The 24,848-nt window shown below is 67.9% G+C and carries 21 protein-coding genes; 12 read left to right on the top strand and 9 right to left on the bottom strand.

Going from position 1 to position 24,848, the window contains the following annotated elements; all coding sequences use genetic code 11:
• Positions 1 to 137 precede the first annotated feature (137 nt).
• On the bottom strand, positions 138 to 461 hold the full coding sequence (locus tag WFK98_RS12815) for an XRE family transcriptional regulator (protein ID WP_336800477.1): 324 nt from the start codon (positions 459 to 461) through the stop codon (positions 138 to 140).
• 166 nt (positions 462 to 627) lie between these two features.
• On the opposite strand from WFK98_RS12815, the gene WFK98_RS12810 reads away from it, so the two are divergent.
• Positions 628 to 891 carry a DNA-binding protein gene (locus WFK98_RS12810; protein WP_336800476.1) on the top strand — a complete coding sequence of 88 codons (264 nt, stop codon included), beginning with the start codon at positions 628 to 630 and terminating at the stop codon, positions 889 to 891.
• A 33-nt stretch (positions 892 to 924) separates the two neighbouring features.
• On the opposite strand, the gene WFK98_RS12805 is transcribed toward WFK98_RS12810, so the two are convergent.
• Entirely contained in the window at positions 925 to 1,500 is a 576-nt protein-coding gene (locus WFK98_RS12805) for a sterol desaturase family protein (RefSeq protein WP_336800475.1), read from the bottom strand.
• 159 nt (positions 1,501 to 1,659) lie between these two features.
• Between WFK98_RS12805 and WFK98_RS12800 the strand changes: the two genes are divergently transcribed.
• Complete coding sequence (locus tag WFK98_RS12800) at positions 1,660 to 2,565, top strand: trypsin-like serine peptidase (RefSeq protein WP_336800474.1); 906 nt, start codon at positions 1,660 to 1,662, stop codon at positions 2,563 to 2,565.
• Between the two features lie 12 nt (positions 2,566 to 2,577).
• Here WFK98_RS12800 and WFK98_RS12795 read toward each other — a convergent pair whose 3' ends face one another.
• The 4 genes from WFK98_RS12795 to WFK98_RS12780 form a co-directional block, all read right to left on the bottom strand.
• A complete protein-coding gene (locus tag WFK98_RS12795) occupies positions 2,578 to 3,822 on the bottom strand; it encodes an MFS transporter (RefSeq protein WP_336800473.1) in 1,245 nt (414 codons plus the stop codon).
• Between the two features lie 202 nt (positions 3,823 to 4,024).
• Positions 4,025 to 4,816 (bottom strand): cysteine hydrolase family protein, encoded by a 792-nt coding sequence (locus WFK98_RS12790; protein WP_336800472.1) that lies wholly within the window; start codon positions 4,814 to 4,816, stop codon positions 4,025 to 4,027.
• A 2-nt stretch (positions 4,817 to 4,818) separates the two neighbouring features.
• Positions 4,819 to 5,244: a cupin domain-containing protein gene (locus WFK98_RS12785; RefSeq protein WP_266338370.1), complete on the bottom strand. Its 426-nt coding sequence runs from the start codon at positions 5,242 to 5,244 to the stop codon at positions 4,819 to 4,821.
• Between the two features lie 22 nt (positions 5,245 to 5,266).
• Positions 5,267 to 6,820: an amidohydrolase family protein gene (locus WFK98_RS12780; protein ID WP_336800471.1), complete on the bottom strand. Its 1,554-nt coding sequence runs from the start codon at positions 6,818 to 6,820 to the stop codon at positions 5,267 to 5,269.
• A 53-nt stretch (positions 6,821 to 6,873) separates the two neighbouring features.
• Between WFK98_RS12780 and WFK98_RS12775 the strand changes: the two genes are divergently transcribed.
• The 9 genes from WFK98_RS12775 to WFK98_RS12735 all read left to right on the top strand — a co-directional run bounded on the left by WFK98_RS12775 (position 6,874) and on the right by WFK98_RS12735 (position 15,598).
• Positions 6,874 to 7,914, top strand: coding sequence for a LysR family transcriptional regulator (locus tag WFK98_RS12775; protein WP_336800470.1), 1,041 nt, complete (start codon positions 6,874 to 6,876; stop codon positions 7,912 to 7,914).
• A gap of 137 nt (positions 7,915 to 8,051) precedes the next feature.
• The gene (locus WFK98_RS12770; RefSeq protein WP_336800469.1) at positions 8,052 to 9,044 is read left to right on the top strand and encodes an extracellular solute-binding protein; all 993 of its coding nucleotides are present in this window, start codon (positions 8,052 to 8,054) and stop codon (positions 9,042 to 9,044) included.
• Between the two features lie 141 nt (positions 9,045 to 9,185).
• Complete coding sequence (locus WFK98_RS12765; RefSeq protein ID WP_336800468.1) at positions 9,186 to 10,040, top strand: ABC transporter permease; 855 nt, start codon at positions 9,186 to 9,188, stop codon at positions 10,038 to 10,040.
• Complete coding sequence (locus WFK98_RS12760; RefSeq protein ID WP_336800467.1) at positions 10,037 to 10,834, top strand: ABC transporter permease; 798 nt, start codon at positions 10,037 to 10,039, stop codon at positions 10,832 to 10,834. The genes WFK98_RS12765 and WFK98_RS12760 overlap by 4 nt, the downstream gene beginning before the upstream one ends.
• 8 nt (positions 10,835 to 10,842) lie before the next feature.
• Positions 10,843 to 11,664: a nucleoside phosphorylase gene (locus tag WFK98_RS12755; protein WP_266338364.1), complete on the top strand. Its 822-nt coding sequence runs from the start codon at positions 10,843 to 10,845 to the stop codon at positions 11,662 to 11,664.
• On the top strand, positions 11,661 to 12,758 hold the full coding sequence (locus tag WFK98_RS12750; RefSeq protein WP_336800466.1) for an ABC transporter ATP-binding protein: 1,098 nt from the start codon (positions 11,661 to 11,663) through the stop codon (positions 12,756 to 12,758). Before WFK98_RS12755 ends, WFK98_RS12750 begins: the two co-directional genes overlap by 4 nt.
• Entirely contained in the window at positions 12,755 to 13,693 is a 939-nt protein-coding gene (locus WFK98_RS12745; RefSeq protein ID WP_336800465.1) for a carbohydrate kinase family protein, read from the top strand. Before WFK98_RS12750 ends, WFK98_RS12745 begins: the two co-directional genes overlap by 4 nt.
• Positions 13,694 to 13,697: 4 nt before the next feature.
• Positions 13,698 to 14,774 carry an ADP-ribosylglycohydrolase family protein gene (locus WFK98_RS12740; protein WP_336800464.1) on the top strand — a complete coding sequence of 359 codons (1,077 nt, stop codon included), beginning with the start codon at positions 13,698 to 13,700 and terminating at the stop codon, positions 14,772 to 14,774.
• A gap of 2 nt (positions 14,775 to 14,776) precedes the next feature.
• The gene (locus WFK98_RS12735; protein ID WP_336800463.1) at positions 14,777 to 15,598 is read left to right on the top strand and encodes a creatininase family protein; all 822 of its coding nucleotides are present in this window, start codon (positions 14,777 to 14,779) and stop codon (positions 15,596 to 15,598) included.
• A 77-nt stretch (positions 15,599 to 15,675) separates the two neighbouring features.
• Here the strand turns inward: WFK98_RS12735 and WFK98_RS12730 are convergent, their stop codons facing one another.
• From WFK98_RS12730 to WFK98_RS12720, 3 genes are all read right to left on the bottom strand, one after another.
• On the bottom strand, positions 15,676 to 15,828 hold the full coding sequence (locus tag WFK98_RS12730; RefSeq protein ID WP_266338359.1) for a DUF3309 family protein: 153 nt from the start codon (positions 15,826 to 15,828) through the stop codon (positions 15,676 to 15,678).
• A gap of 107 nt (positions 15,829 to 15,935) precedes the next feature.
• Positions 15,936 to 17,177: an MFS transporter gene (locus WFK98_RS12725; RefSeq protein WP_266338358.1), complete on the bottom strand. Its 1,242-nt coding sequence runs from the start codon at positions 17,175 to 17,177 to the stop codon at positions 15,936 to 15,938.
• A gap of 240 nt (positions 17,178 to 17,417) precedes the next feature.
• Positions 17,418 to 23,744, bottom strand: coding sequence for a hypothetical protein (locus WFK98_RS12720; protein WP_336800462.1), 6,327 nt, complete (start codon positions 23,742 to 23,744; stop codon positions 17,418 to 17,420).
• Positions 23,745 to 24,462: 718 nt separating this feature from the next.
• Between WFK98_RS12720 and WFK98_RS12715 the strand changes: the two genes are divergently transcribed.
• Positions 24,463 to 24,783 carry a 2Fe-2S iron-sulfur cluster-binding protein gene (locus tag WFK98_RS12715; protein WP_266338356.1) on the top strand — a complete coding sequence of 107 codons (321 nt, stop codon included), beginning with the start codon at positions 24,463 to 24,465 and terminating at the stop codon, positions 24,781 to 24,783.
• The last annotated feature ends 65 nt before the right edge of the window (positions 24,784 to 24,848 follow it).

Raw genomic sequence — 24,848 nt, 5'->3', positions numbered from 1 at the left:
CACTGGCAACGAAGCGGGTGCGCTTAACTCTTAATCAGCTTGTCCTAGGTTCGATCCCTAGTGCACCCACCATCTTCGACGAGGCCGTCGGTCATTGAGTTGACCGGCGGCCTTGTTGTTTTCAGGCCCCCATCCGGTCAGGGCACGTCGTCGTCGCCGGCCGGGCCGCCTTCGCCTTCCAGTCGGGCGATCTGCTTCACGTCGAGGCGGGTGAATTTCAGCCGCACGCCGGCGCCGAGGCCGCCCGCTTCCTCCAGTATCAGAACACCGAAATGTTCCAGCGCGGCGCCGATCGCCGCCGCCTGGTCCGGCGAGGCGAGGGGAGCGCTGCCGCTGTCCTCGGCGAGGCGGGTCGTCTCAAGGCCGAGGCCGGCCGCGGCGGCGAGATCCTCGAGGCTGATCCCGGCGAGCGCCCGCGCCGCCGCCACCATGCGGCCCGTCAGCCGCGTCGGTTCCGTCATGCTGTTCTCCCTGGTCCGGCGCCGATCATGCGGCCTCGACGCGGGGCGCGCAATTCCCGCGCGGCGCCATCGGCGCGGCCGGCCGTTGCCGGGGGCACGCTCAGGTGCTCTATTGGAACCGATTGGATTTGGGTGGTGCACGGACATGAATGTCGTTCAATGCAGAATGGCCCTGGCAGGGCTTGGCTGGCTTCCCGAGGATCTGGCCCGCGAGGCGGGCGTGCCGCTCGAGGCCCTGCAGCGCTTCGACCGCGGCGAGATCCTGCCGCACGGCGTCTATGCCGCGCTGCGCGACGCGCTGCACGGCGCCGGCGTGATCTTCGAGGACGATGGCCAGATGGTCGAGGGCGGCCCCGGCGTGCGGCTCCGCCGGGCGCAGGCGGACGAAGGCACCCGGCCCGAGGAACTGAGCTCCGCCAACGACGGGTGAGCTAGATCCCTCGCCTCGGGAGTTGGGCTGGATCTATTGCGACCGGCGCCGGGCGCGGGCTGCCTGGCCGGGGCGCTCGGAGAGCGCCGTGCCGAAGACGTGGTCCCAGAACAGCGTCGTGACGCCGAAATTGCCCTCGACGTCGTTGTGGTGGTGCAGGGCGTGGCGCCGCTTGATCCTGTAGAGATAGCTGCCGGGCGCCGGGTGCCAGTGGTGCAGCACATGATGGGCGAAGCTGTAGCTGACATAGCCGGTCGTGACGCCGGCGGTGAAACCGCTCGCGACGCCGAAACCGAACAGATACCAGCTCGGCCAGAACACGACGGCGGCGAGAACCAGGAAGCTCAGCCAGACCGGTGTGCCGATCAGGTCGGTCGGCGCGGCGTGATGCCTGTCGTGCAGATCCCTGAAATAGACGACATTGTGCAGGATGCCGCGATGGATCAGGTATTCGGCCAGCGTCCAGACGCAGAGGCCGATGGCATAGGCGGCGATCCAGACCAGCGGATTGATGTGCCCCTGCCAGAGCACGGCGGCTACAACCAGCGCGGTGAGTGTGACGGGGTAGACGACGAAGTCGGAGTAGTAGGTGACGGGTCTCAACTGCATTTCGACAACCTGGTCTGGATACACGTCTAGAAGAGCGTCACGATGAATTGAGCCAGCTTAGTGGCAGGACTACAAGTGGTGATCCGGGGCTGCGACCAAATATGTTCGCGCGACCCGTCCGGGTTGCAGAGACGGGTGACGGGATGACGGCGGCATGGCATGGTCGACGCCATGCGTATCCTCATATTTTGCCTTTCCCTGCTCCTTCCCGCCGCCGCCCACGCCATCGATCTGCCGCAAGCGATCGGGCTTGCCGATTTCGCCCGTGCGTCGCGCCTGCCGCCCGTCGAGCGGGTCAACATTATCGACGGCAGGGACGACCGTGATTCGCTCCTGGCGATCGGGCCGTCGCTCGGCCTGTCGCATGGCGAGATCGCGCGCATCCGCAGCGTGTCGGGCTATGTCGGCTGCCTGTCGCCGTCGCCCTCGGTCGGTTCGGCCGCGCTGTTCCTGACCAACCAGCAGATCCTGACGGCGGCGCATGTATTCTTCGAGCCCTCGGGCAAGCGGCGCTGGAAATGCTTCTTCCGCCCACAGAGCGTCGACGGGCCGATGATCGATCTCGTCGTCGACGACAAGACGCATTTCGGCTCGAAGCGGCCGAAGGCGGGCTCCAACAACGATTACGCCATCGTACGGCTGGTCGAGCCGCTGGAAGGGGCCGTGCCGTTCCGGGTCGCCCCGGACGTGCCGGTGCAGAATGGCGACAAGCTGATCGTCATCACCGCGCATCCGGCCGAGATGGAGAAGGAAGTTGATCGCGACGTTCCCGTCGCGCAGGGCTGCGAGGTCCGTCGCGCCATCGACAAATCGCGCTCGGCGGCGAAAACCTCGTTCTTCCGGACGGATTGCGATGCGACCGGCGCTTCGTCGGGTGGCATGAATCTTTCGCGCGTCAATGGCGAGCTGGTGTTTCGCGGCATCACCATCACCACCGGCCCCTGGCGCGATCCGCGCTACAAGGGCGCGCCCTATAGCGAGAAGGGCGGCAGCGTCACCACGGCCCTCGGCACCGACGCCGCCATCCTCGCCGCCGGACGGGCGATGGCCGCGGGCGGCTCCTGACGCGGATCTGGCCTAGCCGAAATGGACGGCGGTGGTGCTGCTTGCGGTCTCGCCCTCGAAGCGGGGCAGCCAGTAGATCGCCGCCACGGCCGGCAGCGTGATCACCGCGAAGGCGACCGCGAGCGCCGGCAGCCCGTACTGGATGAACGGCGCGACCAGCGCCGTGCCGATTGTCGGCAGCAGCGTGATCGCCAGCATCAGCGCCGCCGAGCCGCGGCCCTCGTCCGGCGCGGAGGCGGCGAGCGACTTGACGAAGCCGACGCCGCCGCGAAGCCCCAGCCCGCCGGAGACGGGCAGCATGATGAACAGCAGGACGACGATGCTGGAGCCGCCGGCGAAGGCATAGGCGAGCAGGGCGAGCGCGGAGGCGCCGACCATCAGCGTGCCTATCGTCACCAGCCGCTCCGGTCCCCAGCGCTCGACGAAGATGCCCGCGAGGTTCGACGTCACCACGAACATCGCGACCGAGAGCAACTGGAAGAAGACGAAGCCCTCGACCGTGCCGCCCATGGTCTCGACCATGATGTAGGGGGCGCTGAACACGAAGGTGATCAGGCCGCCGAGGATCAGCGAATGGCTGAGCGCATAGCGCAGATAGCGCTTGTTGCGCAGCAGGGCGAGATAGCCGCCGCGCGTCTGGCCGGCCTCGATCGGCTGGTTGGCCGGCAGCAGCGACGGCTTGATGAAGATGACGGCCGCGACAAGCGCGCCGAGCACCGCCGGCACGATGAACGAGGCCTGCCAGCCGGAGACATGCAGCAGCCAGGCGCCGATCAGCGGCGCGAGGCCGGGCACCAGCGACTGGATGCTGCCGATTACCGAGATGGCGCGCACGGCGCCGGTATCGGTGAACAGGCGGCGCAGCATCGGCGCCGGCAGCACGGCGGCGCCGGCCGAGGTCGCGCCCTGCACGATACGGATGGCGTTCAGCGTCCAGATGTCGGTCGCGAGCGCGGCCAGCGCCGAGACGATCGCATAGGCGAGCAGCGAGCCGGCGAGCAGCAGCCGCGCGTCGAAGCGGTGGGCGATGGCCCCGAACAGCACCAGGCCGATGCTGGAGCCGCCCATATAGGTCGCCAGCACATATTGCGCCGCCTGCGGGTCGCCGCCGAGCAGCGACGGCAGCGTCGGGATAGCCGGCAGCACCAGGTCGATCGAAACCATGGTTGCCAGCGTGCCGACGACGACGACGAGGCAGGCCAGCATGCGTTCGCGCGACGAGGGGCCTTCGCCGGCGGGAGAATCAGGGCGGTTCATGACGCGATCCATCGAAAGGGATGCGTCTGCTACCGCAAGCGTTGGCGGGGCGATAGTGCAGGAATGCCATGCGCGGCGGCTGAAGCCGGCGGCCGCCAGGGCGACGCTTGGGAAGGCCGTAGTTGGTGTTTCGTCCGGAATGGACGGATCCGCAGGGGCCTGCGATGTCCGTCCCGATCGCAATCACTCGGTCGAGCCGCGGCTATGAACCCGTTGCCTCGTCGAGTCCGGCGAGCAGATTTGCGGAATCGACGACGAAGCCGAAGCACTGCCGGACGTTGTAGACCGTCGCCTGCATGCAGAAGTCCGGCGAGGTCGTCGCCGAGCAGTCCTCGAGCAGGATCGTGTCATAGCCGCGGAAATTCGCGTCCTGCAGGGTGCAGAGCACGCACTGGTCGGCATTGACGCCGGCGAACAGCACCGTGGTGATGTCGAGATTGCGCAGGATGCTGTCGAGCGGCGTGTCGACGAAGCCGGACATCCGGTATTTGGCGACATGGATGTCGTCCGGTTCCGCCACCAGCTCGTCGACGGTCGCGGCGGACCAGCTGCCGAGTTCCAGCACATGCGCGCCGCTTTCCGGCAGCGGGTCGCCGAGGCCGACGCTGGCGCCGTCGCCATTATAGACGTGCAGCAGGGCCGGCGAGAGGTTGAGCCTGTCCGGGCGGTTGCCCCAGTTCAGCCAGATCACCGGCACGTCTTCCGCCCGCAGCGCCGGCAACAGCTTCTGCAGCGGTTCGATCGGCGCGCGCGCCGGCGTCACGTCGACGCCGATGTGGGCGAGCCAGCCCTCCGGGTGGCAGAAGTCGTTCTGCATGTCGATGACGACGATGGCGGTGCGGGCGAGATCGAGCGTGATCTCCTTGTTGCCCGCATCCACGCGGATGGGTCGCGAGGGAGCCGGCTGGCGCACCAGATCGGCCCTCGCGGCGTCGACCTGCCAGCGGTTGCGCGGGCTGGAGCCGAGCGGGCGGAGCGCTGCGTCGCCGGTCATGCTCATGCCTTCCCGGTCAGGACGGCGATGTCTTCCTCGTCGAGCTCGACCGGGGTGCCGGAACGGATCAGCTCGGCGAAATCCTGGTTCGGAGTCATCACCGTCAGCGTGTAGAGCTTGCTGTCGCCGGTGTTGCGGACGACGTGCTCGTTGCCGGGATTGAGCAGCAGCGCGTCGCCCTTCTTGATCGGCATCTCCTTGTCGCCGCAGCGGGCGATGCCCTCGCCATGCAGCACGTAGAAGAACTCGTGCGCGTCGGAATGCTCGTTCGGCGGCGTGGCGCCGCCGCGGTTGAAGATCTCGATGACGAAGATGTTGTCGATGCCGTCCTTCTCGCCGTCGAACAGGATGGCGAAATAGTTGGTGTCGGTCGGGGCGATCTGGAACGCGGTGGCGGTCGCCGCCGTCTCGAAGCTGAAGGTCTTCATATCTTGCTTCCCTTTGGCTGGATTATTCGGCGGCGGCCGGATAGCCGCGATCCCCTGCATCGCTCGGCGACATGCGGAGCGGCAGGTGGCCGGCCGGAACGGTGCGGCTGGTCGCCATCTCGTGCATCTGGTCGAGCCAGGGGCGGACGACGGCGGCGCCCTCGCTCATGGCCGGGCAATAGTCGCGGCGGAAGCGCTCGGCCGTTTCCGATATCTCGGCGCGGATCGCATCCTCGTCGATCAGGGCCAGCCTGCGGTCGCGCATGACGACGCGGCCGTCGACGATCGAGGTCTGCACGGCGTCGGAATTGACGCTGAAGGCGATCTGGTTGATCGGATCGTGCAGCGGCAGGAAGCCCCAGTCGTAGCGGTCGAGCAGGATCAGATCGGCCTTCTTGCCGATTTCGATCGAGGCGACCTCGTCCTGCATCATGCCGGAGCGCGCTGCATTGGTGGTCGCCATCTCGTAGACCTCATGCGCCGAGACCCACTGGCGGTAATCATGCGTGCCGATCTTGTGGATGCCGGCCGCCGCCTTGATCGCCTGGAAGATGTCGGCGGAATCGGCAGACGCGACGCCGTCGCAGCCGAGCGCGACATTGACGCCGGCATTCTTCAGCTTGCGCACCGGCGCGACGCCGGAGCCGAGCTTCAGATTGGCGAGCGGGTTGTGCGTGATCGAGGCGCCGACGTCGCCCATCATGGCGATGTCGTCATTGGTCAGCCAGATCGCGTGGTTCATCGTCAGGCGGTGCGTCATGCAGCCGACATCGGCGAGGAAGGCCGGCAGCGTCTTGCCGTATTTCTCCTGGCCGGTGACAGCTTGCGTCTTGGTCTCCAGCACATGGCAATGGATCGGCAGGTCCATGCTCTGTGACAGCGCCGCCACTTCCTCCAGCAGTTCCGGCGAGCAGCGCTGCGGGCCGCAGGGGCCGAGGATGATGCGCATGCCGTCCTTGCCGTGCCACTTGCCGTGCAGTTCCTGGAACAGCTGGATCTGCTCGGCGCGCCCCGGTGTATGCAGCGCCGCGAGCCGGGCCTTCAGATCGTCGGGCATGATCTGCGACAGGAAGGGCAGGCTCTGCAGGAAGCCCTCGTCCCACATCGAGGCGGTGAGCCAGCCCTTGAGGCCGAGGTCGCGATAGGCGGTCGCGGTCGCGTCGACGGCGTCTGGCGTGAAGGCCATGTTGATGACGTCGTCCTGTAGCGCCGTGACGCCGGAGCGGACCGAGACGATGCCGACCAGCATGGCGCGCAGATAGTGCTCGCGCCAGGTCAGCGTCGGCGCGCCGAAGGGCGGGTAGACCTCCGACAGCCAGATCTCGAGCGGCAGGTTGTCGTACCGCCCCATCTCGAAGCCTTCATTCGAGTGCATGTGTGCATCGACGAAGCCGGGCAGGACGATGCGGTTGCCGGCCTCGATGATCTCGAGCTCGGGATGCTGCGCCGCCTCGGCCGACAGGTCCGCGCCGATCGCGGCGATCCGGTCGCCGACGACGAGCACGTCGCCGCGCTCCAGCACGGTGCCGGCGGCGTCATTGGTGCGGATCAGTCCCTGGCGGATGAGAAGAGGCATCTTGTTCTAGTCCCTGGTGTTCGTTCGATTGGCGCGGGCGGCACGGATCATGCTTGTCCGCCGGGGGGAGCGAGGTCCGGTACCGCGAAGATGAAAGGCCGATATTCATGCAGCCCCATCACGATCATGGTCTTGACGTCCGCCTGATGCGGATCCTGCATGTGCTCTTGACCGAGTGCAGCGTGTCGCGCGCGGCGGATCTGCTCGGCCAGAGCCAGCCCGGCGTCAGCCAGGCCTTGAAGCGGCTGCGGGAAATCCTGGGTGATCCGCTGCTGGTGCGCAGCGGCTCGAAGCTGGTGCCGACCGAGCGCGGCTCGGAGCTGCTCGGGCAGGTGTCCGGTATCCTGATGGCGATCGACGGCATTTTCGAAAGCGAGGCCGAGACGTTCGACCCGGCGGAGGACACGCGCGCCATCCGCATCTATGCCGCCAACTGCCTCGGCACCTTTTTCATGCCGCGGATCGGCGAGTTGCTGCGCCAGGAAGCGCCGAACATGATGGTCTCCTTCTGCGCGACGCCGGTCGAGCGCGAGATGTTCAACGAGCTCGAATCCGGCGACATCGACCTGATTATCGGCAACTGGCCGATGCCACGCGAGAATCTGCGCCTGGCGCCGCTGCTCGATGCCGACATGGTGCTCGTCATGCGGCCGGATCACCCGATGGCGGGCCGGTCGGCGCTGACGATGGAAGAATATCTGGGCCTCGCCCATCTCTCGCCGACGCCGCACACGAGTGCTGCGATCAGCCCGGTCGACGGCCGGCTGGCGCAGCTCGACTGCAAGCGCCGCATCGCCTTCACCGTTCCGGAGTTCACGCTGGTGCCGCCGGTGCTGGCGCGCACCGACCTCGTCTTCACGTCCAGCCGCCCATTTGCTGAGCAGATGGCCAGCCAGGCGCCGTTCGCACTCGTGGAGGCCCCGCCGGAGCTGGGTTCCATGAAATTCTACATGCTCTGGCACGAACGTGTGCATCAATCGCCCTGTAATCGTTGGCTCAGGAGCGTAGTTCGTCGCGTCGCCGGCGAACTGAACGGTCTTGAGACGCTACATTCCCGTAAAAAGAGCGATCTCGATATAAAGGCGATTTTATAGACTCTATCAGTCTGACCCCACTTCTTGATTGCCTCCGATGCCGGCCATCATTCGCCATCGGACAAAAAAGAAGGACGCTGAATATGCAGGGAAAGCTGATCCGTCGTCTGGCCGCATCGCTGTTGGCGACAAGCCTGATGACGACCATGGTTGCGGCGCCGGTCATGGCGCAGGACTTCAAGGGCAAGACGCTGGTCGTCGGCGTCTGGGGCGGTGACATCGAGCGCCTGCTGCGCAAGAACGTCGTCGAGCCGCTGGAAAAGGAAACCGGCGCCAAGGTCGAGCTGGTTCTGGGCGGTACGGGCGATCGCCTCGCCCGCATCTATGCCGAGAAGGCCAATCCGACGATGGATGTCGCCTTCCTCAACATCTACGAGGCGCCGCAGGCGCTGAAGGACGGCGTCGTCGAAGCGCCCGATCCGGCGAGCCCGCTCTACACCCAGATCTGGGACGGCATGAACGACGGCTGCTATGCCATGTCGCTGGTCGGCCTCGGCATCGCCTACAACAAGAAGCTGGTTTCCAGCCCGCCGGAATGGGCGGACATGTGGAAGCCGGAATTCAAGGGCAAGATCGCCCTTTCCAGCTATCCGGGCTCGGAAGGCGACGGCCTGCTCGGCGTCGCGGCCCGTCTCGCCGGCAAGGACGAGCATGACGCGGACGCCGCCTTCGCCAAGGCGGCCGAGCTGAAGCCGATCGCGCTCACCTACACCAATCTCGACGAAGTCTTCGCGATGATGGATGCCGGCGAAGTCGCCATGGCGCCGATGATCTCGGGCTATGTCCTCTCGGCGCTGAAGCAGCATCCCGATATCGGCTTCTCGTTCCCGAAGAGCCCCGGCCCGGTGCTCGTCCGCGACATGCTCTGCCTGGTCAAGAACTCGCCCAACCAGGAACTGGCGAAGAAGTTCGCCGAACTGGCGCTTGGCGTGCAGAACCAGACCGACTACGCGACCGAGCTCTATTTCGGCCCGACCAACAAGAACGTGAAGCTTCCCGAGACCGTCTCGGCCGACGTCATCGACACGCCGGACGAGGTGAAGGGCCTGCTGTCGCTCGACTGGCCCTACATCATCACCCAGCGCGCCGACTGGACGCAGCGCTGGAACAAGGACGTGCTCGGCCAGTAAGGCCGCTGCCGCCGGCCGGGTCCCTCGGGGGCCGGCCGGCTCCGATCCCGTGCGAATTCGCCCGCCAGAGACCGCCGCCCGGCCCGTCGCATCCCGTCCCGGATTGTCGATGCGGGCGGCAGAAGAAAGGCCTTCCGACCCATGATGCGCGCTTCGACCAAGGCCATTCCGTTCCTGCTGCCGGCAACGCTGCTCTCGGCCGTCGTCTTCCTGCTGCCCTTCGTCTGGCTGGTCTATTTCAGCTTCAAGACGCAGCCGCCCGGTTCTCTGCTGCTTGGCGAGGGCTTCTCGCTTGCGAACTACCGGCGACTTTTCGCCGATCCCTTCTTTTTCCAGGCGATCGGCCGCACCGTGCTCCTGAGCGCCGTCTCGACGGCGCTGTGCCTGGTCATCGGCCTGCCGGTCGCCCGCCTGATCGCCACCGGCTCCGGCCGGGCCAAGGGCCTGCTGCTGGCGCTGCTGCTGGTGCCGCTCGTCTCCGGCGCGCTGCTGCCCTCGCTTGGCATGATCCACCTGCTGGGCCCGCTCGGCGTCGTCAACGGCACGCTGAAGATGCTCGGCCTCGTCGACAGCTCGGTCAAATTCCTTGGCACCACGACCGGCGTGATCATCGGCATGGTGCAGGCCTTCCTGCCGCTCATGGTGCTGCCGCTGGTCAATACGCTGTCGCGGCTGCCGACCGATCTTGAATCCGCCGCCCGCTCGCTTGGCGCGCCGCCGGTCGCGGTCTGGCGCCGCGTCGTGCTGCCGCTCGCCGCCCCCGGCATCAAGGCCGGCTCGGTGCTGGTCTTCTGCGCCGCCTTCACCTCCTTCGTCACCCCGCAGGTGATGGGGCAGGGCAAGATCGCCACCTTCGGCACGGTCGCCTTCCAGCAGGCTTCGCTGGTGCTCGACTGGCCGTTCGCCTCGACGCTCGCCGTCGTCGTGCTGGTCGCCCTCGGCCTTGCCTTCCTGATTTCGGCCCGCCTCGGCCGCACCACCCGGAGGACCCGATGATGTGGGGACCGAAACTCGCCCGGACCGCGCAGATCGCCTGGACCGTCCTCGCCTATCTCTTCCTGCTGGCTCCGATCCTCGTCCTGATCCTTGCCTCGTTCGACGAGGCGCGCTTCTTCCGGTTTCCGCCGCAGGCCTATTCGATCAAGTGGTTCGAGGCGGCGGCGTCGAGCGGCGAATATCGCAGCGCGCTGGGCGTCAGCACGCTGGTCGCGGTCATCTCGGCGCTGCTCTCGGTCGTCGCCGGATCGCTCGCCGCCTTCGCGCTGGTGCGCTTCGATCCGCCGGGCAAGCGCTGGATCGAGGTGGTGCTGCTGGCGCCGCTGATCCTGCCGCTGATCGTCTGGGCGATCGCCCTGCTGCAGCTTTATTCGCGCCTCGGCCTCAGCGGCACGCTGGCAGGCCTCGTGCTTGCCCACGCCGTGATCACCGTGCCCTACACCGTCCGCATCATGTACTCGACCTTCGAGCGCATCGACCCGGTGCTGGAAGCGGCGGCCGCGAGCCTCGGCGCCAGCCCGATGCGGATCGCCCGGCGCATCGTCATTCCGCTCGCGACGCCGGGCCTCGTCACCAGCGCCGCCTTCTCGCTGCTGGTTTCCTTCAACGACGTGATCGTCTCCTCGCTGATTGCCGGGGCGCGCTGGATCACGTTTCCCGTCCGCGTCTACGCCCAGCTTCGCAGCGAAGGCGTCGATCCGATCACGCTGGCGATCGGTGCGGGCATCATTGCGGTCATCCTGATCGCGGCGATCGTCGGCGAATACACGCTGAAATGGTCGCGGCACCTGTGAGACATCCCATGACAGACAATTATCCCTATCTCGACCGCATGCCGAAGTTCGAGCGCGACGGCATCCCCTCGCTGACCGGCTTCCGGCCCGATACGATCGCCCGCTCCGTCGTGCTCGCGGTGCGGGATCCCCTGGTGGTGGGCGAGGGCGCCGACGAGGATGCGATCGTCGCCCTGCTCGACGGCGCCGAGATGGTGGCGCGCACCGGCCTGTTCACCACTTATACCGGCCGCTATCGCGACGTGCCCGTCAGCGTCGTGCTCGGCGGCAGCGGCTCCCCCGAGGCCGAGCTCGCGCTGATGGACCTGTTCAACTACACCGAATGCGACACGGTCATCCGCATCGGCGGCTGCGGCGGCTGGGGCCGCGACGTCAAGGTCGGCGATGTCGTCATCTCCTCCGGCGCAGTGCGCGATGAGGGCATGACCAAGGCGCATGTGAAGGTCGAGTATCCGGCCGTCGCCGACTACCGCATCGTCGCGGCGATGGCGGCCGAGGCCGAGGCGATCGGCGCGCCGCACCATGTCGGCATCACCCGCTCCGGCGACAGCGAATATACCGGCTGGGGCAAGCCCGGCCCGGGCGGCTACCTGCAGGACGAGCACAAGCAGATCATCGACTACTGGAGCCGGGCCGGCATCCTCAATACCGACCGCGAGAGCGCGGCGATCCTGACCTTGTGCAGCCTCTATGGCCGGCGCGGCGGATCCGTCTGCTCGGTCGGCGACAATGTCGTCACAGGCGAGGCGCACAAGTCCGGCTCCGGCCAGAACAAGGCGATCCTCGTCGGCCTCGGCGCGCTCGCAAGATTGGGCGGGGCCGTCGCATGACGGCGCCACAACCCATCCAGCTCCGCATCGACAACGTCTCCAAGACCTTCGGCGAGACCCGGGTGCTCGAGGATATCTCGATCGCGATTCCGAAGGGGGCCTTCGTCGCCCTGCTGGGGCCGAGCGGCTGCGGCAAGTCCACGCTGCTGAAGCTGATCGCCGGTCTGGAAGCGCCGAGCGGTGGCAACATCGAGCTTGCCGGCGAGGCGCTGAACGGCGTTCCGGCGCACCGGCGCGACATCGGCGTCGTGTTCCAGAGCTACGCGCTGTTCCCGCACATGACGGTCAACCAGAACGTCCGCTTCGGCCTCGACATGCGCGACATGCCGAAGGCCGATGCGAAGCTTCGCGTCGAGGAGGCGCTGGAACTGGTCAAGCTCGGCGGCTATGGCGACCGCATGCCGTCGGAGCTTTCCGGCGGCCAGCAGCAGCGCGTCGCGATTGCCCGCTCGCTCGCCATCCGTCCGCGCCTGCTGCTACTCGACGAGCCGCTCTCCAATCTCGACGCGGTGCTGCGCAAGAGCGTACGCGTCGACATCCGCGAACTGCACGACCGGGTCGGCGCGACCACCGTGATGGTGACGCACGACCAGGAAGAGGCGATGAGCATGGCCGACAGCGTCGCCGTCATGTCGGGCGGCAGCATCCTGCAATTCGCGGCGCCGGAAGAGATCTACGAGCGGCCGGCGACCAGCTTCGTCGGCTCGTTCGTCGGCAGCCCCGCGGCGAACCTGCTGAAGCTGCATCCCCGCAGCGGCGGCGGCTGGCGTTTCGGCGAGATTGCCTGGAACCCGGAAGCCTCTGTCGAGGCGCGGCTGCAACTCGCTCGCCGCTTCGAGATCCTGGTCGGGCTTCGTCCCGAACAATTGTCGATCGTGGCAGTGGATGCGCCGGGGGCGATACCCGCCGAAGTGCGCTCGGCCGAATATCTCGGCGGCCACCGCCTCGTCCATCTCGACATTGGCGGCCAGCGCGCCTCCGTCGCGCTTCAGGGCAGGGCGCCGGAGACCGGCAGCGTCGTCGGCCTTCTGCCCGATCCCGGCTCGGTCATGCTGTTCGACGCCAATGGCGGCGCGCGGGTAGGGGACGCATGAGCATGCCGCATGTCTATTGCATGGGCCCGCTGGTGCTCGACCGTGTGCTCGAACTAGACCGGCTGCCCGGTCCCGACGACAAGGTCTTCATCGGCGGCAAGCGCGAGGCCGCCGGCGGTCCGCCGCGCAACAGCGCCATGGCGCTGGTCGGCTGGGGCACGCGCGTCTCGGTCGTCTCCGTCATCGGCGACGACGCCGTCGGCATGACGCTGCTGGCGCGCGTCAACGAGGCTGGCATCGGCTCCGAGGCGATCGAGATCGTGCCGGACCTCGCCACCGGCGCGACCATCATCCTGGTCGATCCGAATGGCGAGCGGGCGATCCTGATCGATCCGATCCCCGAGCCGGTGCTGGCGACCATCGGCTCGAGGCTCCAGCCTGCCGCCGGCGACGTCGTGACGTCGAACCTGTTCCACCCGCAAGCCGTGCCGGCGGTGCTCGCCCGGGCGCGGGCCGCCGGGGCGAAGACGGTGCTCGATGTCGAATGGCCGGAACTGCAGCGCTGGGGCTGGGATGCCGCCCGCGCCGCAATTGCCTCGGCCGACATCGTCACCACCAACAGCCAGATCCTCCGCGCCTTCGCCGAAGACAAGGGCATCGAGCCCGATATCGACGCGGCGCTTGCGCTCGCAAGATCGCTGCAGGTCGACGGTAACGCCATCTGCGTGACGCTCGGTGCGCAGGGCGTTGTCGCCGCCAAGGGCGAGGAGGCCTTCCGCATAGCCGCGCTGCCGGTGAAGCCGCGCGACACCACCGGGGCCAGCGACCGGTTCCTCGCCGGCCTGGTCCATGCGCTGCTCGGCGGCGCTTCCTTTGATCTGGCGCTGCGCCAGGCCGTCGCTGCCGCCGGCGTCTATCTCGGCGGCGGCGAGACGGACTGGAAGACCGTGCAGGCGGCGGCTCGCACGCTGAAGAACGAGCCAGTTGGAGTTTGATGGAATGACGATGATGGCAAACCTGCCGCTTTCCGAGCGTATCGGCCGCGTCTTCGCCGGCGCCTGCGTCGGCGACGCGCTGGGGGCAGCGACCGAATGCATGCATCCCGACGAGGTGCTTGCCGTGTTCGGCGGCCCGGTGCGCGAGCTGCGCGATCCGCCGCCGCGCGCCCAGTTCGCGCTCGGTCTCGCCCGGGGCAAGCTGACCGACGACGCCACCCAGATGCTGGCCATGGCGCGCCGGCTGATCGCCGCGAACGGCCGGCCGACGGTCGCCGACGCGGTCGACGGCATCCTCGACTGGGCTTCCGACGAGGAGGTGTTCCGCCGCTTTGCCGGGCCGACGACGCGGCTCGCCGTCGAGCAGCTTCGCGCCGGCGTCGAGCCTGCCATCGTCGCCAGCCCCGCCGTCTATTCCTGCACTTACGGCACGTCGAATGGCGGCGCGATGCGGGCGCCGGCCGCCGGCTGCGCCCGTCCCGGCGATCCCGTCGGCGCGGCCGAACTCGCCGCGGTCCTGTCGGCGCCGACCCACAACACCCAGATCGCCTATGCCGGCGCCGGCGCTGTCGCCGCCTCGATCGCGGTCGGGCTCACATCGGGCCTGACGGGTGGCGCCGCCGAAGCGGCGATGATCGAGGCGGCGCATCGTGGCATCGTGGCAGGCGAAGCTTATGCCCGCACCAACGGCCGCGTCGTCGGCGGGCCGGGCATCCGGCGCCGCCTCGATCTCGCGGTCGGCATCGGCGAGGCCCATCGCGGCGATCTCGCGGGAGCCGCGGCCGAGCTGACCGACGTCGTCGGCAATGGCGTCGCCATGGCCGAGGCCGTGCCGCATGCTTTTGGGCTCGTCATTGCCGCCAGCGGCAATCCGTGGGAAGCGATCGTCGCCGCCGTCAATGGCGGCAATGACAGCGACACGATCGCCATGATCGCCGGCGCGGTGGCGGCCGCATGGTGGCAGGATGGCGAGGCGGTTCCGCCCGCTATACTGGCCGAGGTCGAGAGCGCCAACGGGCTCGACCTCCGGCAGTTTGCCAATGCGTTCACCGCCGCCCTGTTTCCCGGAAAGGCCGCCTGACCATGACATATGCCACCCTGCCTGCCTCGCGCCTATGGACGGAACTGACGACGGTCGAGGCGGCGGCGCTGCCGCCCGAGACCGTGGCGTTGCTGCCGGTCTCCGCCGTCGAGCAGCACGGCCCGCACATGCCGCTCGGCACCGACGCCTATATCAATCGCGGCATTCTCGCGCGCATGCTCGAGCTTCTGCCCAGCGACGTGCCGGTGCTGATCCTGCCCGAACAGACGGTCGGCACCTCGCAGGAACATCTCGATTTCGCTGGCAGCCTGTCGCAGACACCGACGCGGCTGATGCAGATCTGGACGGAACTGCTCGCCTGCCTCGCCAACACGCCGGTCCGCCGGCTGCTCATCTTCAACAGCCATGGCGGCCAGTCGGGCCTGCTCGCGCCCGTCACCCTCGATCTGCGCGTGAAGCACGGCTTCTTCGCCGCCTACGCCTCCTGGTTCGATGGCGGCTATCCCGAAGGTCTCTTCACCGATGAGGAGATCGTCCATGGCATGCATGCCGGGGCGATCGAGACCAGCCTGATGCTGCACCTGCGGCCCGATCTCGTGCGCATGCCGTTCAGCGACAATTTCGCCTCGCGCTCGATCGCGCTCGATACCGTGGTCAGCCAGTTCTCCGCGAATCCCGGCGGCGGGCGGATGGGCGGCTTCGGCTGGAAGGCGCAGGACCTGCAGCCGAGCGGCGCGACCGGCGACGCCTCCATTGCCACGGCCGAAAAGGGACGTCTGCTGCTCGATCACCTCGCGACCAAGCTGGCGACGCTGATCGCCGATATCGGCAAGGTCGCGCCCGTCTATGGCGATGGCCGTTGAGGCAATGAGAAGGGGGCGCCCGGCGAAAGGAGAGTTACGCCGGACGCCCCCGATGGATTCAGTCTGTAGTGCGGAAGCTAGATCCGGCCGAGCAGCAGCAGCACCAGAAGGATGATCAGGATCAGGCCGAGGCCGCCGCTGGGGTAGTAGCCCCAGCCGGAACTGTAGGGCCAGCTCGGCAGCGCCGCGATCAGCAGGATCACGATCAGGATGAGAAGTATCGTGCTCATGTCAGCTCCCCGTTTGGACGTTCGACAATCCAATGCGGGGCGCGCAATCCGGTTCCGTGCGGGAGGGGCGGCGACGCTGCCGAGCCCTCCCGTCCGGGCATTTTTTCTTAGGTCCGGCCGTCGAGATGGCGGGCGCGGCGCAGATCCGGGAAGAAGCGGGACCAGAGCGCCGCGATCGCCACCGTGCCGGCGCCACCGATGACCACGGCGGCGACGGCGCCAAAGGCGGCGGCCGACATGCCGGCCCGGAACTCGCCGAGCTCGTTGGAAGCGCCGACGAACACCATGTTGACGGCGTTCACCCGGCCGCGCACGGCGTCCGGCGTCCAGAGCTGGATGAGCGTCTCGCGGATATAGACGCTGACCATGTCGCTGGCGCCCATCAGCACGAGCGCGACGACCGAGAGCCAGACGATGCTGGACAGGCCGAAGACGATGGTGGTGAGGCCGAACATCGTCACGAAGGCGAAGAGCAGCAGGCCGGCGTGGTTGCGGATCGGATGGAAGGCGAGCCAGGCCGCCACCGTCAGCGCGCCGACGGCGGGTGCGGCGCGCAGCAGGCCGAGACCCCACGGCCCGACCTCGAGGATGTCGCGGGCGAATACCGGCATCAGCGCCGTGGCGCCGCCGAGCAGCACGGCGAAGAGGTCGAGCGAGATCGCGCCGAGCACGATCTTCTCCTTCCAGACATAGCGGAAGCCGGCGATCACCGTTTCCCAGCTCGCCTTGTCGCCGAGGATCTTCTGGGCCGGCTTCGGCACCAGCAGGATGAGGATCGCGCCGAGGATCATCATGACCAGCGCGACGCCATAGGAGGCTTCCGGCGCGACGCCGTAGAGCAGGCCGCCGGCGACCGGGCCGACGATGGTGGCGATCTGCCAGGCAGACGAGTTCCAGGCGATGGCGCTGGCGAGGTCCTGCGTCGGCACCAGGTTGGGCGCGAGCGATTGCTGCGCCGGCCCCATGAAGGCGCGGACGATGCCGAAGAAGAGCAGCACGCCGAAGACGATGGTAACCCGCTCGCTGCCCGAGACGGTGAAGGCGAGCAGCGCCAGCACGGCGAGCGCCTCGCCGGCGAGGCAGAGCGCCATGATCATGCGCCGGTTGTAGCGGTCGGCGACCGAGCCGGTGACTAGCACCAGGAGCAGCGCCGGCAGGAACTGCACCAGGCCGATCAGGCCGAGATCGAACGGATCGCGCGTCAGGTCATAGACCTGCCAGCCGACCGAGACGCTGACGATGTTGACCGCGAAGGTCGCGCAGAGGCGGGACAGCCAATAGAAGAGAAATCCGCGATGCTGAAAGGCGCCAAAGCTCTTGCGCCGGTGTGCGGCCGTTGTGTCGGGCATGAAATGCGGAGGTCCAGACCTCGGTTCGGCAGGATGCGGCCCGGGGGATGGGCGGCGGGGGGAAGAATGCCTGTCTACAGGGTCGGTCTCGGCCGCGACAAGACGTAACCGCGGCCAAAGCGTTCGCAAGCGCGGTTTGTGACCTTCTGGCCGCATCCACATCGCCGAAAAGCAGGTCCTCGAAATGAAAAGGGCGCGGTTGGCACCGCGCCCCTCCGGATTTCGATTGGGTTCGACCGATCAGTCGAACCGGCCGCTCGCATGGGCGAGCATCGTGTAGACTTTGCCGGTGTCGGAGACGAGATAGGCGCTGCTCGCCGAAGCGTCCTGGCCGTTGCGGGCCACTTCCTTCAGCAGGCGCTCGAAATCGCCGACATAGCGATCGACCGCCGCCTTGAAGTCCGCTTCGCCCTGATACTTGCGACGGATCTCGTCGAAGGTCTGCTGGCCCGCCAGCGTGTAGAGGCGGCGGGTGAAGACGTTCTTCTCGCCGCGGTGGTGGCGCTCCCAGAGCTCGGCCGCCGCGCGCGGGTCGATCGCCCGGGCGATGTCGGTCGAGAGATTGCCGAGCGAAGCGCCGTTGCCTGCGGCCGGGGCCGCTGCTTCGCGACGTTCGGCCGGGGCGGCGGCAGCCTGGTCCTCGTCGCGCGAGGCACGGCGCAGCAGGTCGGAAACCCAGCCGCGCGGCTCGGCCTGCCCGGCGGCCGGAGCGGACTTTGCCTCCGTGCGGGTCGGCTGTGCCGGCTGGCGCACCGGGGTCGGGGCAGGGGCCTGGACCTGGGCGGCCGGGCGGGCGGCCTCGACCGTCGCCGGGCGGGCGGCAGCGGCCGGCCGCTGCGGCGCCGGGGCCGGAGCGACGGCGCGAACCGGCTCGGGCTGGCGAACCGCCTGGGCGGCGACCGGCTGCGGCCGTGCGAAGGCGGCGGGAGCCGCCTCGGCGACACGGCCGCGCGGGGCCGGAGCCGGCGTGCCAGGGACCGAGACGTCAAGCGACTTGCCGTGCTTGCCGACGATGTCGGAGAGCTCGGTAAGCGCCTTCAGCTGGTCGGTGACGACGCGGCGCATGGCGTCCGCGCTCTCGCGGGTCTCTGCCGGCAGTTCGAGCACGCCGCGCTTCAGTTCGGTGCGGGTGGTCTCGAGGTCCTGCTGCATCTCCTTGGCGGCCGAACGCATTTCGTCGGTCGCGGCCGAGAACTGCTTGGTCGCCTGGGCGACCACGGCTGCCATGTCGTCCATCAGCGCGCGGTTGGCCTCGCGGACGACGTTGGCGGCCTTCAGGCTCTCGCTGCTGGCGGTCGCCTGCATGCCCTCGAGGTTCTCGAGCACGCCCTTGGCGGCGGCCTCGCTCGAACGGGCAAGCGTCTTGGCGACTTCGGCGGCGCGTTCCTCTGCTTCCTTCAGCGAGCTGTTCACGGTCTCGGTGAAGGTGCGCATCACGCCGTCGAGGTCCGCCGAACGGGCGGCCAGGCTCTGGGCCAGCTGGTCGAGCGCGACGCGGCGCTGCTCGATCGAGGTCTCGACCTCGCTGTTGGCGGCGCTGAGCGAGCTCGCGGCGAGGCTGAGCGAACGGCCCTGGTCCTCGAAGCGGCCGGCGATGGCGCCGACATTTTCCAGCACGTCCTTCGAGACGTCACGCAGCATCTCGACCTGAGAAGCGAGCAGGGTCGAGGAATTCTGCGTGCCGCCGATCGCCTGCTCAATCGCCTGGGCGAACTCGCCGGTGCGGGCGGCCAGGTCGGTCTCGATCTGGTTCAGGTTCTCGGTCGTGCGGGTCAGCAGCGCGTTCAGCATCTCGTTCGACTGCGACAGGCGGTCGACAATGCCGGCCACGTCGGTGCGCAGGCGCTCATTGGTGGAGCCGAAGCTGCGCGAGACCGTCTCGCCGCTGTCGATGAGGGCGCGGGCGGCCTCGTCGGTGCGCGACAGCACCATCGAGACGATCTCCGAACCCTTGGTCGACAGCAGGTCGACGATGGTGTCGCCGGCGTTGGCGACGGTGCTGCTGAGGTCCGTGCTGCGCTGGTCGATGGCGGCAACCAGGCGGTTGCCTTCGCCGTCAAGCAGCTGCGCCAGCTCGGCGCTGCGGGTCTCGAGCACCGCGTTGAAGGCGCGCGTCCGCTCCTCGAGGGCGCTGGCCGTGTTCATGGCGCGACCGCCCAGGCTCTGCTCGACCTCGAGCGAAACACGCGAGATCTGCTCGGCCGCCTCGGCGGAAACCCGCGACAGGTGCCCGGCCGCGTCGGCGCTGGAGGTCGACAGCAGGTCGACCGTCGAGCTCGCGACTTGCGACAGCGCTTCGGACGCCTGCGAGGCCGAGAGCGAGACGCTTTCGGATGCGTTGGCCGCCGAGCGGGCGAGGGTCTGCGAGGCGCTTTCGAGCGAGTGCGACAGAGCCTGGGTCGCTTCGGCCGCCGACTGCGTGAACACCTGGGTCGCTTCCGCGGCCGACAGCGTCATGGTCTGCGAGGCGTCATTGGCCGAGGCGCGCAGCGCGCCGCTGGTCGTGGTCGACGCGGCGACGAGCTGTTCGGTCGCCTCTGACAGCGAGCCGACGATCTGCTCGGCGGCGCGGACCGATTCACGGCCGAGCGTCGAGCTGATGTCGCTCAGGCGGCTGGAGAGGATCTGGTCCATCTGCAGCGCGCGGGCGTCGAAGCTGTTGGCCGCCTCGACCGCCTTTTCGCCCAACGTCTCGTTGATCGAATGCCAGCGCTCGGAAAGCATGTCCGAGAGCGCCTGCGTCCGGTCGGAGAGGCGGTTGGTGACGTCCGACAGGCGGTCGTCGATGATGGAGCCGATCTCGGCCTGGCCGTTCGAGAACGCTTCGGCGATGTTGCGCGTGCGCTCGATCAGGGTCTGGTTGATTTGAGCCGAGCGGGCGTCCAGCGCCTCGTCGATGCGGCGAGTGTTGCTGTCGAGCGTTTCGGCGACGGCGCCGATCTTCGATTCGATCGCATCGCCGAAGCCTTCCAGACGGTCGGCCAGCGTCGTGTCCATCAGGTTGGCGCGGTCGGCGAAGCGGGTGACCAGCTCCGGTCCGCGCACTTCGATGATGTCGCGCAGCGCCGCGAAGCGCTCGTCCAGGCCGGTTGCGATGGCGAGGCCGCGATCGTTGATCAGGTCGCCGAAACGGCTCGACGTGTCGATGATCCGCTCATGCACGGTGGTCGCGCGGTTCTCGATCTCGTTGGCGAGCTCGGAACCCGAGGTGAGGATGCGGTCATGCGTGGTGCGGGCCTGGCTCGCGATCTCTTCCGAGAGCGACATGCCGGACGAGACGATCCGGTCGTGCACGGCATTGGCGCGGCTCTCGATCTCGTTGGCGAGGTCGGAACCCGAGGTCAGGATGCGGTCATGCGCCGTGCGGGCCTGGCTCGCGATCTCTTCCGAAAGCGAGCTGCCCGAGGACAGGATCCGCTCATGCGCGGCATTGGCGCGGCTTTCGATCTCGTTGGCGAGGTCGGAGCCGGAGGTCAGGATGCGGTCATGCGCCGTGCGGGCCTGGCTCGCGATCTCTTCCGAGAGCGAGGTGCCGGAGCTGACGATCTGCTCATGCGCGATGCGGGCATGGCTGGCGATCTGGTCGACGAGCCCGGTGCCGGAGGTGACGATCTCCTCGTGCACGGCGCGCGCCTGGCTCGTCAGTTCGCCGATCAGCGAATTGCCGGAGGTCAGGAACTGGCCATGCGCCGTGAGCGCCTGGTTGGCGATCTGGTCGGCCAGGCCGGAGCCGGATTCGAGCATCTGCTCATGCGCGAGGTTGGCCTGGTTGGCGATGTCGCCGATCAGGGCCGATCCGGCCGCGACGAGGCGCTCATGCACGGCGCCGGTGCGGGTCTCGATCTGGTTGATCAGGCCCGAGCCGGCCTCGATGACGCGCTGGTGCACGGTCGAGGCGCGGTTCTCGATCTCGTCGGCGAGCTGGGTGCCCGAGGCGACGATGCGCTGGTGCAACGCGTCGGCGCGCTTCGCCATCTCGCTGGCGAGGTCGGTGCCGGAGCTGACGATGCGCTGTTGCGCGTCGAGGCCGTGGCGCTCGATCTCGCCAGAAATGTCGGCGCCGGAGGCCAGGATGCTCTGGTGGACCGCATCGGCGCGGTCGGTGATCTCCTGCGCCAGCTCCGTGCCGGAGCTCAGGATGCGCTGGTGCACGGTCTGGGCGCGGCTTTCGATCGCGTCGGCGAGTTCGGTGCCGGAAGCGACGATGCTCTTGTGGACGGCCTCGGCACGGCTCTCGATGTCGTCGGCGAGGTTGGCGCCCGACGACAGGATGCGCTCATGCGCGGCGGTCGCCCGTGCCTCGATCTCGCCGGCGAGATTGCTGCCGGAAGTAACGATGCGCTCATGGGCAGCGCCGGCGCGGCGCTCGATCTCGGCCGAAAGCTCGGTGCCCGAGGCGAGGATGCGCTCATGCACGGCGTTGGCACGGCTCTCGATCGAGTCGGCGAGGTCCGTGCCCGAGCTGAGGATCTGGTGATGCGCGCTCTCGGCGCGGGTCGCGATCTCCTCGGCGAAGCGGCTGCCCGAAGCGACCAGGCGGTCGTGGATGTCGGTGCCGCGGCTCTCGATCGTCGAGGCGATCTCGTTGCCGGAATGCAGGATGCGCTGATGCACGGCCGAGCCGCGCGTCTCGATGGCGTCGGCGAGCTGCTGGCTCGATTCGATGATCAGGTCGTAGACGGCGGTGCCGCGGCTCTCCATCGTGTCGGAGATCTGCTTGCCGGACTCGACGATGCGGTCATGCAGCAGGCCGGCGCGCGAGGCGATCGTCTCAGAGATTTCGTTGCCGGAGGCGATGATCGTCTCGTTGACCTTGAGGCCGCGCACGGCGATCGCCTTGGCGACTTCGCCGCCGACGGTGGCGAGACGCTCGGTCAGCTCGGCCGAACGGGCGTCGAAGGTCTCGTTGACCGCGTTGGAGGCGCCGTCGATGGTGTCGCGCAATGCGGCGGTGCGGGCCTCGATCAGCGTCGCCATGATGTCGCCGGCCGAGGTCAGGCGCTCGGCGAGCGCGCTGCCGTCGATGGCGATCGCGTCCTGGATCCGGTCGCCGGTGAGCGCCAGCCGGTCGGCCAGGTCACCGCCACGGGCCGAGATGGTGTCGGCGATGCGGTTGCCGGTCTCGTCCAGCTTGTCGTTGATCTCCTGGCCGCGCAGCGCGAGGTCGACGATCAGGCTGTCGGCGTTGGACTTCAGCGCCGAATTCACCTCGCGAGTGTGCATCGAGATCGTCTCGGCCACCTGATTGCCGGTGACGGAGATCGAGCGGGTCATGTCGGCGGTGCGGCGGTCGAGGCCTTCCGTGAGCTCCTCGGTGACGCGGGCGAGCGTCTCGTTGACCTCTCTGCCGCGCTCGGCGACCGTTTCGGCCATGGCGCGGCCGGTCGTCTCGAGCGTCTCGTTGATGTCGGCGCTGCGAGCCAGCAGCACGTCCGTGACTTCGGCGCTGGTGCGAGAGAAGGATTCGGTGACGTCGGTTGCGGCGCCGGTCAGGCGGCTGACCAGGTCCTCGCCGCGCAGCGACAGCTTGTTGATCATCTCGTCGCCGGCCGTGCCGAGTGCAGAGGTGATGCTGTCGCCGCGACCGGCCAGCGCCTGGGTGATGCGGTCGCCGGAGCCGATGATGTTGGCGGCGATCTGCTCGCTCGCCTCGCCGAGGTCCTTCGACAGCGATTCCTGCGCCGAGACGATCGAAGTGCGGACGCGCTCCGAATTGATCACGATCGCCTCGCGCTGGTTGGCGAGGTCGTCGATCAGGCCGCGCATGCGGACTTCATTGTCGGAGTAAGAGCGTTCGAGGGCTGCCACCTCGTTGTGGACGAGCAGCTCCAGCTCGCTGGCGCGGGCGAGCGCCCGCTCGATGCCGTCGCCCATGGCGGCGACTTCGCGACGGATGGCCTGGCTGACGGTAACGACCGCCTCGGAGGCGGCTTCCTCGGGCTCGGAAAGGCGGGCGGCGACATCGGAGATCGAGCGCGCGGCGATGCGCATTTCCTGGGCGCGGGCCACCATCATGGCGATGCCCCAGACGATGCCGACCGGCAGCACGAGGGCGAGCGCGATGTTGGTGAACTGGGCAGAGCCGACGGCGCCGTCACCGGAGAACAGGCTGATATTGGCGGAGCTCACATAGGCGGCGATGGCGCCTACCCAAGCGATCGAGAGCAGCGAGGCAAGTGGATAGATCAGGCGCGACGGACGGCGCGCGGGAAGCGAGGCGCCACCGACGCGGCGATCGTCGTTGGCGGGCATGCGGCTGTTGCGGCCGGATTGGCGGCCGCGCGGAGAGGCGGCAGGTTCTTCGGTGCGGGTCGGCGAGGGCAGGGGGCGGTTCGCCGCGGCCGGCGGCGCATCGACCTTGCGCGGCGCGTCGGCGCGGCGCGGGGCGTCGCCCTTGCGGGGCGCTTCCTGAAGCCTTGGCGGTTCGAGCCGGCGATCCCGCGGAGCGCCTGTGGCCTGTGTCCGTGGGTTGGTCGCCGCCGGAGCGTCGAAATCGATCCGGAGCGCCTCCTCTACGGCGGTGAGCGCTGCATCCACCGGGTCCTTGGACTTCGGGGTATTCGCCATTTTCTAGCCTCGCGTCCGTACTCGATACTTTGTCGGCCGCTCCGACGGGAGACCCGTCAAAAGCACGAGGATGCTTCCAGGACACAGCTAGCGCTTGATACGTGCGCCGAGATTGCCACGACCCGTAGATCAGCCCGTCCCCCGGAGCCGCAATACTCGCGTCCCAGATCGGCCTTCACACCCTTGCCCGTAGCCCCACCTTTTGGCACATTCGGGGCAGGGGTACAAGAAAGTACGGCTTTCGGCCTGAAATTGTTAACAAGGTATTGACGGCTTTCATTGCGAATGCTGCGCGGTACGCTGCCAGCAGACGCGATATGATTCGAAGTCGTTTTCCGGATCCTAGCGGCGCAACGCTGCTCACATCGACGTTATCGTTGGCCTGATGTTGGCTCGATCTCGCCAGTCCGGCGGATTTCGTAGGTCTCGATCTGTCGATGTCGAGAATTTAGGACGATTTTTGCTTGCATCTGAAATGAATAATGCGCGATTTGCTTTCCGGCCGGTCGGGCACGGCAGGCTAGACAGGACCTGGGTGGCCGCGGCGAACGGAAATTCTGCTCCGAAACGGAACCGGCCCCGGTCGCGCCATTGCCGTTAACCAAGGCGGCAGAATTCCTGCCTTTCGCCGCTGGGGGCGCCCGCGTCACCGCGGCCCTTGGCACGCCCTCGCCATATCGCCTATAGGGAGCGGTCTTTTTGCAGCGTTTCGGATCCCATGGCCAAGATCACCTATATCGCCTTCGATGGCACGCCTTACGAGATTGAAGCCCGTGACGGCACGTCCGTGATGGAAAACGCCGTGCGCAACGGCGTGCCGGGCATCGAGGCCGAATGCGGCGGCGCCTGCGCCTGCGCGACCTGCCACGTCTATGTCGACGAGGCCTGGGTGGCGGCCACCGGCGAGCCCGAGCCGATGGAAGAGGACATGCTCGACTTCGCGCAGGACGTGCAGCCGAACTCGCGCCTGTCCTGCCAGATCCGCGTCAAGCCGGAGCTCGACGGTCTCGTCGTCCGCATTCCGGAACGCCAGGGCTGAGCGATCCGCGGGCTGCCGAGGGTGGTTTTGCTCGCGGTAGGCCTTTTGACAGAACTTTGATGCTT

This window comes from Kaistia sp. MMO-174, assembly GCF_037147815.1.
Taxonomy (GTDB): domain Bacteria; phylum Pseudomonadota; class Alphaproteobacteria; order Rhizobiales; family Kaistiaceae; genus Kaistia; species Kaistia nematophila.
The sequence above is the reverse complement of the archived record's forward strand: the minus strand, read 5'-3'. Positions and strand labels throughout refer to the sequence as shown.

Bases quoted from the DNA above. Each gene is read 5' to 3' on its own strand.
- WFK98_RS12815 (WP_336800477.1), bottom strand. From the start codon at position 461: ATGACGGAACCGACGCGGCTGACGGGCCGCATGGTGGCGGCGGCGCGG.
- WFK98_RS12810 (WP_336800476.1), top strand. From the start codon at position 628: ATGGCCCTGGCAGGGCTTGGCTGGCTTCCCGAGGATCTGGCCCGCGAG.
- WFK98_RS12805 (WP_336800475.1), bottom strand. From the start codon at position 1,500: ATGCAGTTGAGACCCGTCACCTACTACTCCGACTTCGTCGTCTACCCC.
- WFK98_RS12800 (WP_336800474.1), top strand. From the start codon at position 1,660: ATGGTCGACGCCATGCGTATCCTCATATTTTGCCTTTCCCTGCTCCTT.
- WFK98_RS12795 (WP_336800473.1), bottom strand. From the start codon at position 3,822: ATGAACCGCCCTGATTCTCCCGCCGGCGAAGGCCCCTCGTCGCGCGAA.
- WFK98_RS12790 (WP_336800472.1), bottom strand. From the start codon at position 4,816: ATGACCGGCGACGCAGCGCTCCGCCCGCTCGGCTCCAGCCCGCGCAAC.
- WFK98_RS12785 (WP_266338370.1), bottom strand. From the start codon at position 5,244: ATGAAGACCTTCAGCTTCGAGACGGCGGCGACCGCCACCGCGTTCCAG.
- WFK98_RS12780 (WP_336800471.1), bottom strand. From the start codon at position 6,820: ATGCCTCTTCTCATCCGCCAGGGACTGATCCGCACCAATGACGCCGCC.
- WFK98_RS12770 (WP_336800469.1), top strand. From the start codon at position 8,052: ATGACGACCATGGTTGCGGCGCCGGTCATGGCGCAGGACTTCAAGGGC.
- WFK98_RS12765 (WP_336800468.1), top strand. From the start codon at position 9,186: ATGATGCGCGCTTCGACCAAGGCCATTCCGTTCCTGCTGCCGGCAACG.
- WFK98_RS12760 (WP_336800467.1), top strand. From the start codon at position 10,037: ATGATGTGGGGACCGAAACTCGCCCGGACCGCGCAGATCGCCTGGACC.
- WFK98_RS12755 (WP_266338364.1), top strand. From the start codon at position 10,843: ATGACAGACAATTATCCCTATCTCGACCGCATGCCGAAGTTCGAGCGC.
- WFK98_RS12750 (WP_336800466.1), top strand. From the start codon at position 11,661: ATGACGGCGCCACAACCCATCCAGCTCCGCATCGACAACGTCTCCAAG.
- WFK98_RS12745 (WP_336800465.1), top strand. From the start codon at position 12,755: ATGAGCATGCCGCATGTCTATTGCATGGGCCCGCTGGTGCTCGACCGT.
- WFK98_RS12740 (WP_336800464.1), top strand. From the start codon at position 13,698: ATGACGATGATGGCAAACCTGCCGCTTTCCGAGCGTATCGGCCGCGTC.
- WFK98_RS12735 (WP_336800463.1), top strand. From the start codon at position 14,777: ATGACATATGCCACCCTGCCTGCCTCGCGCCTATGGACGGAACTGACG.
- WFK98_RS12730 (WP_266338359.1), bottom strand. From the start codon at position 15,828: ATGAGCACGATACTTCTCATCCTGATCGTGATCCTGCTGATCGCGGCG.
- WFK98_RS12725 (WP_266338358.1), bottom strand. From the start codon at position 17,177: ATGCCCGACACAACGGCCGCACACCGGCGCAAGAGCTTTGGCGCCTTT.
- WFK98_RS12720 (WP_336800462.1), bottom strand. From the start codon at position 23,744: ATGGCGAATACCCCGAAGTCCAAGGACCCGGTGGATGCAGCGCTCACC.
- WFK98_RS12715 (WP_266338356.1), top strand. From the start codon at position 24,463: ATGGCCAAGATCACCTATATCGCCTTCGATGGCACGCCTTACGAGATT.